The sequence below is a fragment of the Streptomyces sp. NPDC021225 genome (assembly GCF_044332865.1).
In the GTDB taxonomy this organism is placed as follows: Bacteria; Actinomycetota; Actinomycetes; order Streptomycetales; family Streptomycetaceae; genus Streptomyces.
This window is the reverse complement of the sequence record NZ_JBIRPV010000010.1, coordinates 299,249-310,245: the sequence shown is the minus strand read 5'-3', so window position 1 is coordinate 310,245 and position 10,997 is coordinate 299,249. Positions and strand designations below refer to the sequence as shown.

Here is a 10,997-nt window from a genome sequence, read left to right as displayed (position 1 = left end):
GTCTTCGCGCGGGGCACCACCACCTCACGCTCCGGCAGCGGCATCGGCCTGCCCCTGGCGCGCGACATGGCGCGGGCGGCCGGGGGCCGGCTCACACTCGTACGGGCGTCGCCGACCACCTTCACCCTGCTGCTGCCGATGCCCGAGGGCGAGTGACGGACGGCGCCGCGCTCAGCGGATCGGGGATCCGCCTCAGCGGTCCATATGCAGTGGGTGCGACGTACGGCCGGACACCGCGTCGATCTCGCCGTGCGCCTTCTCCAGCAACTTCGTCGCCAGCTCGTTGAGCGCCCTGGCGCCCGCGATCTCCTCGCCGACCCGCGGCTGGTTGGAGTCGGCGGGGGCCCGGCTCGCGGCCCCGTGGCCCCGGATCTCGCTCCCGTCGGCGAGCCGGACCAGGGCTGCGGCGCGTGTGTGGCGGGTGTCCTCGTCGAATTCCAACTCGACATGCCATCCCACGCTGGTCTGTGGCATGACGCTCACCTCCGGAATCGCTCCTGCGCGCGTGTGTCCACTCCCCAGCGTGCATCCACTCCCCGGCAGCCGCACAACATGAAACATCCACTTAGTTAGGTGAGGCATACCTAACTTCCCTCTAAATGCTGTGGCGCATGGACATCTGGGAACCGACGGCTCGCCGTGGCCGCGGGTGGCCATCCCCGGGGACGGGGTGGCCGTGGGCGCCGTCGCCTCCCTCGCGGAGGTGCTGACCGGCTGAGGCCGGGGCCGACGGGGGTCATGCCCGGGAACGACCCGGCGGGCGGCCGGTACTGCGTTCTCAGTACCCCCGATTGTCGGCAGCCGCATGACGACGGGCGGGCCGCGCGCCGGGAGCCTGGAGAGGTACCCGAGTTCAGATGTGGAGACCTCCGTCCCGTGGCTGCTTATCTCTATCGACTGGGCCGTCTGGCCTTCCGACGACGCTGGTGGGTGACCCTGCTGTGGGTGGCCGTGCTGGCGGCCGTCGGCTTCGGCGCGGTCAAGGCGCCGGCCGCCCCCGACACCGGGAACTCGATGCCCGGCATCGAGTCCCAGAAGGCGTTCGACCTGATGGACCAGCGCTTCCCCGGTGCCAAGGCCGACGGGGCGAACGCCCGGATCGTCTTCGTCGCCCCGCACGGGGAGAAGGTCACCGCGGCCGACAACCGGGCGGCCGTCGAGAAGGTCGTGCACGAGGTGTCCGGCGGTCCGCAGGTCGCCGGCGCGGTGGACCCCTTCCAGGCGCGGGCCGTCAGCAAGGACGCGGGGACGGCATACGCGACCGTCACCTACAAGGTTGCGGCCGACGACCTCACCGACGCCGCCAAGAAGACCTTGGAGGACGCCGTCCAGCAGGCCCGGGACGCGGGGCTGACCGTCGAGGTCGGCGGCAACGCGCTGGCGACCCAGCCCGCGGCGGGCGGGGCCGCCGAGGGCATCGGCATCGTCATCGCCGCGGCCGTGCTGCTGATCACCTTCGGCTCGCTGGCCGCCGCGGGGCTCCCGCTGCTGACCGCGATCGTCGGCGTCGGCGTCTCCATGGCCTCGATCATGGCGCTGGCCAGCACCTTCGGCCTGTCCGGCACCACCGGCACGCTCGCCTCGATGCTGGGGATCGCGGTCGGCATCGACTACGCCATGTTCGTGGTCTCGCGCTACCGCGAGGAGCGGGCCCGGGGACACGAGCCCGAGGAGGCGGCCGGGCTGGCCGCGGGCACGGCCGGGTCGGCGGTGGTCTTCGCCGGGCTCACCGTCGTGATCGCGCTGGCCGGGCTGTCGGTGGTCGGCATCCCGATGCTGACCAAGATGGGCCTGGCCGCCGCGGGCGCGGTCGCGATCGCCGTCGTCATCGCGCTGACCCTGGTGCCGGCGCTGCTCGCCTTCCTCCCGCGGGCCGTGCTGTCGCGCTCCGCCCGGCGGGACGCGAAGAACAAGGACGGGAAGAACAAGGACGCGAAGGCCAAGCGCGCGAAGGCCAAGGAGGGCGGCGAGCACAACGGGGGCAGCCGCTGGGCCCGGTTCGTACTGCGCCGCCCCCTGCCCGTACTGCTGGCCGCCGTGGCCGGGCTCGGCGCGATCGCGCTCCCGGTGACGGGCCTCCAGCTGGGCATGCCCGGGGACGAGGCCAAGTCCACCTCGACCACGGAGCGCCGCGCCTACGACGCGCTCGCCGAGGGCTTCGGCCCCGGCTTCAACGGACCGCTGACCATCGTCGTCGACGCCAAGGGCACCGCCGACGCGAAGGGCGCCGTACACAGGATCACCGACAGGATCGGCGCCACCAAGGGTGTCGTCTCCGTCTCCCCGGCCCGGTTCAACGCCGCGGGCGACACCGCGGTCTTCTCCGCCACGCCGTCCACCGCCCCCACCGACGAGAAGACCAAGGACCTGGTGCGCACCATCCGCGCCGAACGGCCCGCACTCGAGTCCGCCACCCATGCGAGCTTCGAGGTCACCGGCTCCACCGCGGTGAACATCGACGTCGCCCAGAAGGTGCAGGACGCGCTGATCCCCTATCTCGCGGTCGTGGTGGGCCTCGCCTTCGTGCTTCTGCTCGTGGTGTTCCGCTCCCTCCTGGTGCCCATCAAGGCGGCGGCCGGGTTCCTGCTGTCGGTGCTCGCCGCCTTCGGCGCGGTGGTCGCGGTCTTCCAGTGGGGCTGGGGCGCCGACCTCCTCGGCGTGGAGCAGACCGGCCCGATCATGAGCCTGATGCCGATCTTCCTGGTGGGCATCGTCTTCGGTCTCGCCATGGACTACGAGGTCTTCCTGGTCACGCGCATGCGCGAGGCGTACGTCCACGGGGACCGGCCCGGCCAGGCGATCGTCACCGGGTTCCGGCACAGCGCCCGGGTGGTGGTGGCGGCCGCACTGATCATGATGGCCGTGTTCTCCGGGTTCGTGGGCTCCGCCGAATCCATGATCAAGATGATCGGGTTCGGCCTCGCCATCGCCGTCCTGTTCGACGCGTTCGTCGTCCGCATGGCGCTGGTGCCCGCCGTCCTCGCCCTGCTCGGCGACCGCGCCTGGTGGCTGCCGCGCTGGCTGGACAGGGTGCTGCCGAACATCGACGTGGAGGGCGAGGCGCTCAGCCGCCGCTCCCCCGCCGCCGCGCTCCCGGCCCCCGACACCACGCCGGACCGGGAATCGGCACACGTCTGACCCGACAGACGCCTGATTCGACAGACGCCGCCCCGCGCCCCGAGGGCCGCCCGTGGTCACGAACCCGGGCGGCCGTCGGCCGTTCGTGCCCGGCGTCGTCCACCATGGACCCAGGCCCCGACCGGAGAACCCGATGACCAGCAGTCTGGAGCGCTATACGGAGCGCCATCACCTCGCCGTCGACGTGTTCGTGGCCGGGGTGCTGTTCGGCCTCGTCGTCCTCGGCGCCGGACTCGGCATGCCCGGCAACGCCCCGCCGTCGTTGGGCCCGGCCCTGCTGCTTGCGGGTATCTCCAGCGCCGCCCTGGTGGGATGTCGCAGCCACCCGCGCACCTCCGTCGCCGTGACGGCGGCCTGTGTCGCGGCCGCGAGCGCGGTCGGCTATCTGCTCACCCCCCTGCTGCTGGCCCCGGTCCTGATGGCGCTCTACTGGCTGGCGGTGCTCACCGAGCGGAAGATCACCTACTCCTACTGCCTCGCCACCATCGCCGCGCTGGTGACCACCGCGATGGTCGCCGACCCCGTCAACCACGCGCTGGTGCTCAAGACCATCGGCCCGGCCGTGTGGCTGCTGCTGCCCGTCGCCGCCGGCCGCGCGGTCCGGATACGGCGCGCCTATACGGACGCCGTCATGGACGCCGCACAGGCCCGCGCCGAACACGCCGAGCGCACCCGCGACGAGGAGGCGCGGCACCGCGTCGCCGAGGAGCGCATGCGCATCGCCCGCGAGCTGCACGACGTGGTCGCCCACCACCTGGCCCTGGCCAACGCCCAGGCGAGCACCGCCGCGCATCTCGCCCGGAACAACCCCGACCAGGCCCACAAGATCCTCACCGGCCTGGCCTCCACCACCTCCTCCGCGCTGCGCGAACTCAAGGCCACCGTCGGCCTGCTGCGCCAGACGGACGACCCGGACGCGCCCCTGGAGCCCAGCCCCGGACTCGCCCGGCTCCCCGAGCTGACCGACGCGTTCGCCTCCGCCGGGCTCCCGGTCACGGTCACCACGCACGGCGAGCCGCGGCGGCTCTCTCCGGGAGTGGATCTGACGGCGTTCCGGATCGTGCAGGAGGCCCTCACCAACGTCACCAAGCACGCCGCCGCGCACACCGCGCACGTACGGCTCAGCTACTCCCGCGACCGGCTGACCATCGGCGTCACCGACGACGGAACCGCGGCTACGGACACGGCGGCCGCGCCGGCCCCCGGACACGGCTTCGGCCTCATCGGCATGCGCGAGCGCGCGCATTCGGTGGGCGGCGCCCTCACCGCGGGCCGCCGCCCGGAAGGCGGCTTCGAGGTCACCGCCGAACTGCCGTTGCACCCCGACGGACCGGCACCCGCACCCGAGCCGGACCCCATGCCGGAGCCGGACCCCGCGCCGGAGCCGGGGGAACAGGGAGCCTGAACCAGGAAGCCCGACGCGCCGCCGACTCGCCGCGACGGGATTGCGCGCACGGTCAACGACTGTGCGCTCGCTGTCAATGCCTTCCGGCCGGGCCTGCGCCAGACTCGACGCGCCCCTTCATCCCCTGACCCCTCTGGAGGGACTGCGCGGTGCGGATCGTCTATGCCGACGGTGAGACCGAACGGGAGATGGAACTGCGCGTCGGCCGGCCGAACGCCACGCTGGCCGACCTCGCCGCGGCCCTGGACATCCCGGCGAGCGGGCTGAGCATCGACGGCAGGACGGCACCGCCGGAGACCGGGCTGAGCGAGTCCGGTCTCGCCCACGGCTCACGGGTGGCCCGCGCGGGCTGGGGCTCTGCCGGCGGGCCGCGCGTGGCGGCCGCCGTGCTGCGGGTGGTCGGTGGGCTGGAGGCCGGGCGCAGCGTTCCGCTGCGGGTGGGCAGGGTGGTCATCGGCCGGGGCGCCGAGGCGGATGTGCGGTTCGTGGCCGCGGGGGTGTCCCGACTGCACGCCGCGCTGGAGGTCTCGGCCGATGGGCAGGTGCACATCGCCGACCTGAACACGGTCAACGGCACGGATGTGTGCGGCGAGCGGATCTCCAAGGCCGTCCGGGTCCAGCCGGAGGACCTGGTCTCGCTCGGTGGCGAGGTGCAGCTGCGCATCCTGCCGCCCGACCGCATCGGCCCCGTGCAGCGGGTCAACGCGGTCCGGGAGGTGGGCCCCGGCGGCACCCTGCCCTTCAACCGCCCGCCGCGCGGCGGCAGGCCGGGCGAACCGCCGCGGATCGCCGCCCCCGAGCCGCCACCGAGCGCCAACAAGGCTCCGTTCTCCATCTCCAGCATGCTGGGTCCGCTGGTCCTGGCCGGCACGATCGTCGCCCTCACCGGCGATATCCGCTACGCGGCCATCGCGGCGCTCACCCCCCTGATGTTCCTGGGGAACTTCCTGGAGGAGCGGCTGCGGGGCCGGTTCTCCTTCCGGCGCGGGATGCGGGACCACACCGCCCGGGTCGCGGAGTTCGAGCAGACCGTGGCCGCTCGCCACGCGGCCGAGATCCGTACCCGCCGGGCCGCCCACCCCGACCCGGCGGAGGTGGTCCACCGGGCCACCGCGCCGGGGGTGGCCCTGTGGGAACGGCGCCCCGGCGCGCCGGACTTCCTCAGGACGGTGGTGGGCAGCGCCGATCTGTCCTGGTCTCCACCGCTGGAGACGGGCTCCTCGGGACCGGCGCCCGAGGTGGCGGACATCCTGGGCGAGCGGTGTGTGCTGCCGCAGGTGCCGGTGGTGGTCGGGGTGTCGGCCGGTGAGGCTGTGGGGTTCGAGGGGGACCGCCGGGCGTCCCTCGCCATCGTCCGGTCCCTGCTGTGCCAGGCGGTGGTGGGGAGCGGTCCGGCGGATGTGACGCTGGCGGTGTTCGCCGACCCGGAGCGGCTCGCCGACTGGGACTGGACGAAGTGGCTGCCGCACGGCACGGATCCGCAGTCGGGCACGGCGCGGCTGGTGGCGGTCGGGCCGGAGCAGTCCGACGCGCTGGCCCGCCATCTGCTCGCCGCAGCGCCCCGGCGTGCGGAGGGCGGCGCCGGCCCGGTGCTGCTGGTGGTCGTGGACGGCGCCACGCTGCTGGAGGGCCGCCCCTGTCCGCTGCGGGAGCTGCTCGCGGACCGCGCGCTGAGCTGCGGCGCCCTGGTCCTCACCACCCGGCTGCCCGCCCTGTGCACCTCGGTGGTCACCGCCTCGGCGGAGGGCCGTGGCCGGGTGCGCGACGTGGCCTCCGACGAGGTGGTGTCCGATGTGCTGCTGGGCGGCATGCCGGCGGCCGAGGCGCGCGCCACCGCCAGGGCGCTGGCCCGCTTCGAGGACCCGGAGCTGCGGATCGAGGGCGCGGGGCTGCCGGACCGGATCTCCCTGCTGCCGCTGCTGGACCTGGCCGCCGTCTCCGGGGACGAGGTCGGTCACCGGTGGAAGACCCGCGCTCCGGCGCTGCGGGTGCAGGCCGTGCTCGGGGTCAGCGAGCGCGACCTGTTCACCGTGGACCTCGACGACGACGGGCCGCATGCGCTGATCGCCGGGACCACCGGCTCCGGCAAGAGCGAGCTGCTGCGCACCCTCATCGCGAGCATGGCCACCGACGCCGACCCCGAGCATCTGACCTTCGCGCTGGTGGACTACAAGGGCGGCGGCGCCCTGGACGAGTGCGCCGAACTCCCGCACACCGTGGGCCTGGTCACCGACCTCGACGAGCAGCTCGGCGAGCGCGCCCTGCGCTGTCTGGAGGCCGAGATCCACCACCGCGAGCGACTGCTGCGCGAGGTGGGGCTCGGCCACATCCGTGACTACCAGCGGCTGCGCGACACCGGGGACGGGGACATGGAGCCGATGCCCCGGCTCGCCGTGGTGATCGACGAGTTCGCCACCCTGGTCAAGGCCCTGCCGGACTTCGTCGACTCGCTGGTGAGCATCGCCCAGCGCGGCCGCAGCCTCGGCGTCCACCTGATCATGGCCACCCAGCGGCCCGCCGGCTCGGTCAACGACGCCATCAAGAACAACGTCAAACTCCGTATCGCGCTGCGACTTGAGAGCACCGGGGACTCGCAGGACGTCATCGACAGCCCGGCCGCGGCCGGGATCGGCACCCGCCAGTGGGGACGCGCCTTCTACCGGCTCAGCGCGCGAGAGGTGCTGCCGGTGCAGACCGCGCTGTCCACCGGGGTCACCACGCAGGCCGCGGTGACCGCCCCGGTGACGATCGCGCCGTTCATCCTGGGCATGCCGGTCCTGGTGGCGGCCACCGACGGCACAGAGGGCGAGACCGATCTGCGACGGCTGGTCAAGGCCGCGCGGCAGGCCGCCGACCTCTCCGGATTCGCCCCGCCGCGGCGGCCCTGGCCCGACCCGCTGCCCGGTGTCCTGCACCGCGCGGACCTTCCGCCGGTCGCCGAACAGGGCCTGCACACCGAGGCCGCCGGGCTGCCCGCCTGGGCGCTCGCCGACGACCCCGACCGGCAGCGCCAGTACGCGGTCGGCTGGGACCCGGCCGCGGGAAACCTGCTGATCTACGGCTCCGGCGGCTCCGGCACCTCCACCGCGCTCGCCTCGCTCGCCCTCTCCGCCACCGGCACCGAACCGCCCGACCGGCTGCACGTCTTCGCCCTCGACATGGGCGCGGGCGACCTGGCCCCGCTGGCCGCGCTGCCACACACCGGCGCCCATATCGGGTCCGGCGAGCGCGAGCGGCAGAACCGGCTGATCAAGCTGTTGCGCCGGGAGCTGGACGAGCGCAAGTCCCGCGGCCCGGCCGGCTCCCCGGACTGGCTGGTGCTGCTGGACAACCTCGGCGCCCTGATCTCGGACTTCGACAAGGACGTGGCGGGGATGAACCTGATCGACGAGCTCGCCCGTGTCTACGCGGACGGCCCCGCGGTCGGCATCCGGTTCGCCGTCAGCGCCGACCGCTCCGGCGCCGTGCCCTCGGCCTGGTCCGCCCTGACCCAGACCAAGCTGCTGCTGCGGCTGGCCGACCCCGGCGAGTACGGATACTTCGACGTACCGCGCAACGCGGTCCCCACGTACGTGCCGGGCCGGGCTCTCGTGGCCGCCAACCGGCAGGTGATCCAGATCGGCTGGCCGGGCGAGGACCTGGCGGCGGCCGTCGCGGACACGGCCGCCCGGTGGACCGGCGCCGAGCGCACCGCCCCGGCGGTCGGGCTGCTGCCCACCGACGTCCCCGCCACCGCGCTCACGACACCGCCTCAGACCGCCACCGACCCCTGGTGGCTCCCGGTCGGCCTGGACTCCGACACGCTCGGCTGCGCCGGGCTGCGGATGTACGAGCGCGAACACGCCCTGATCGCCGGGCCGCAGCGGTCCGGCCGCAGCACGGCCCTGTGCACCGTCGCCCGTCTCGTGATGTCCTCCGCCGACGCCCCACCCGCGGTCGTCGGCTTCGCCCCGCGCCGCTCCCCGCTGCGCGACCTGCCCGGCCTGACCGCCCTGGCCACCACGTACGACGACCTCGAACAGACCCTCGCCGCCCTCCCCCTGGACCGGCCCGCCCTCCTCCTGGCCGATGACGCCGACACGGTGGACGACGAACGCGGCTTCCTGGAACAGTGGCTGTCCTTCCCCGCCACCGGCCACCACCTGATCGCCGCCGGCCGCGCCGACGCCCTGCGCCGCGCCTACGGCCACTGGACCCAACGCGCCCGCGACAGCCGCTGCGGTGTCCTCCTGTGTCCCGACCACGACCTCGACGGCGACCTGCTGGGCACCGAACTGCCCCGCCACGACCGCATGGCCCCGCTGCCGGGCCGTGGCTACCTCGTGGTGGACGGCGTGGCGGCGGGCGTGCAGGTGGCGAACTGACCCGTGCTCGCCCGCATATGACTCATTGCGCTGAACGCACATGGACAGTGCACCCGAGGTCAATGACACGGGGCAGGCCGGGACCGGAGAATTCACGAGTGAGCCACACAGAGGGAACTGACTGATGCCACCGAAGTACGACTTCGCCGCCGCCGAGCGGCTCAGTCAGCAGCTTTCCCAGCTCATCCAGAAGCTGGACTCGTTTATTTGGCTGCGCCTGAGCAAGAAAGACAATCTTCTCGGCGGCCAGCACAGCGACAACTGGCAGGGCACGAAGCGCGACCGTTTCCAAACCGACTTCTTGCGCCAGCAGGCGGCGCTCACCGAAGTCAGGAACGCGGCTATCAGAGTCCAGTCGCAAGTGACCCAGGCGACCGAGGCGGCGCACGCCGCCGAGAAGAACAAGCGGTAGGTATGACAGCGACATGACGACTGTGTCCGCGATTCCGGAAAACCTCTTCAATTATTCCGATACGTGCACCAACGGCGCCGAGCAGGTGCAGACCTGGGTCCGCAATGTACTGACCCCCGCGGTCACGGCATACCAAAACGGCGGGGGGTGCGTGACAGCCATTGACGTGGACACCGCCAAGCAACTGGCGGCCGCGTATTACACGGACCGGGACGTGAGGACCGTCGGCCAGGCGTTCCTGCAGGCCGGAGGCGTTCTCGTACGAGGGCGGAACCAGCCGATCCACGCCAACGAGAAGACCGTCAACGCGGCCTTTACGAAACTACAGACAGAGGCCGCGCGCCAGCAGACGGAGGCCGCACACCAAGTCCAGATCAACGCGGGCGCAGCGCTCGCCAAGCGCCTGATGGGCGCCAAGCCCGTCGAAGTCACCGGCATCATCAGGGAACTCGCCAAGCACGGCAATGACCCCTACTTCAGCGCGGGTTTCTACAACAATCTGGATGAGCAGCACATCGAGACCGCGATGGCACAAGGAGGCATTCCGGCGCTGGTGAGCGCCTATTCGAGCGGCGTGCTGGACAAGAAGGTCTACGACTCGGTCAACACACGGCTCGCGAGACCCATTCAAAACGTCCGCTTCGCGGTGAACCTGCAAGACCACTACATGACCGCGGCCCAGAAGCTCCAGTTCCTGAACAGCATCGGCGCCAACCCGGTGGCGGCCCGGAACTTCGCGGACCATCTGACGTCCGGGCAGCTGCGTCAGCTCTTCTACGGCCCCGCGTCGGAGATCCCCGGGCTCCGCGGCAGCCTGACCAAGGCGCTCACCGTGGCCATGTGGCAGCAGTCCGGTCAGTCGCAGGCCCGGGCGCTGATGCACAAAGTCTCGGACGGGCTGTTCGGCGACGGCACACCGAAACTGACTCACCACCAGATGCAGCAGCTGATCGGCCCCCTGATGGAGTTCTATTCGGCGGGCATCACGCAAAGTCTCGTTCCTCCGCCAGGAGATGACCCCATCGCCCTTCGACGCTGGGCCGAAGGGCTGGGCAGGCAGAACGGCCAGGACCTCGGCCTGTTCCTGAAGGCGGCGAACGAAACCGGTGACGAGCACGAGCTGGTGAAGAGCATGATCCAGGGAGGGTACGTCAACGTGCTCTTCATGCCGACAGGGATTCTCGCGCCGGAACTACTCGTCGGCAATATCGCCTTCACCGCGGGAGTGGGGGCCATGCAGAGCCTGTATTCGTCGGAGGACCCGCTGACGGGCCTGCTGGACAAGCTGTTTCCCGGCGGAAGTCATGCGGACACTTCATTGCTCAATGATCGCCTTGCAGTCGGCGGGCTTTCCCTCGCCGTCAGTTCTTTGATCTCTCAAGGTCTCGTCCACCCCGTGGGATCGGACGTTCCCGTGAAGTTCGGCAGCGACCCTGTCGCCAACGCCGAACTCGTCAAAAAGATCATGCTCAATGGGGACGACTACGCGGCGGGCCAGAAGGACTTCCAAGGCCATCTGCCACCGTCCATCACCGACCTGACACACGGCTACCGGGATCTCGAACTCGGCGAAGTCAACGACGCACTCGGCAATCCCGACTACAAGCCACCGGAGTAGGCCCCGAGCCGACCCCGGCGCACCCATCACCATCACCAAGAAATACACATCACCAAGAAA

6 protein-coding genes are annotated in these 10,997 nt (G+C 71.8%); 5 read left to right on the top strand and 1 reads right to left on the bottom strand.

The features are described from left to right. Positions 1-192: 192 nt before the first annotated feature. Entirely contained in the window at positions 193-474 is a 282-nt protein-coding gene (locus tag ACH4S9_RS35265; protein ID WP_358848670.1) for a DUF1876 domain-containing protein, read from the bottom strand. Between the two features lie 402 nt (positions 475-876). Between ACH4S9_RS35265 and ACH4S9_RS35260 the strand changes: the two genes are divergently transcribed. The 5 genes from ACH4S9_RS35260 to ACH4S9_RS35240 all read left to right on the top strand — a co-directional run bounded on the left by ACH4S9_RS35260 (position 877) and on the right by ACH4S9_RS35240 (position 10,937). Further along, positions 877-3,138, top strand: a complete 2,262-nt coding sequence (locus tag ACH4S9_RS35260; protein WP_385345829.1) for an MMPL family transporter — start codon at positions 877-879, stop codon at positions 3,136-3,138. A 133-nt stretch (positions 3,139-3,271) separates the two neighbouring features. Continuing rightward, positions 3,272-4,543 carry a sensor histidine kinase gene (locus ACH4S9_RS35255; protein WP_398375626.1) on the top strand — a complete coding sequence of 424 codons (1,272 nt, stop codon included), beginning with the start codon at positions 3,272-3,274 and terminating at the stop codon, positions 4,541-4,543. A gap of 149 nt (positions 4,544-4,692) precedes the next feature. Next, the gene (locus tag ACH4S9_RS35250) at positions 4,693-8,907 is read left to right on the top strand and encodes an FtsK/SpoIIIE domain-containing protein (RefSeq protein WP_398375625.1); all 4,215 of its coding nucleotides are present in this window, start codon (positions 4,693-4,695) and stop codon (positions 8,905-8,907) included. 124 nt (positions 8,908-9,031) lie between these two features. Continuing rightward, positions 9,032-9,319, top strand: a complete 288-nt coding sequence (locus tag ACH4S9_RS35245) for a hypothetical protein (protein WP_311726971.1) — start codon at positions 9,032-9,034, stop codon at positions 9,317-9,319. Positions 9,320-9,332: 13 nt separating this feature from the next. Continuing rightward, positions 9,333-10,937, top strand: coding sequence for a hypothetical protein (locus ACH4S9_RS35240; protein ID WP_398375624.1), 1,605 nt, complete (start codon positions 9,333-9,335; stop codon positions 10,935-10,937). The last annotated feature ends 60 nt before the right edge of the window (positions 10,938-10,997 follow it).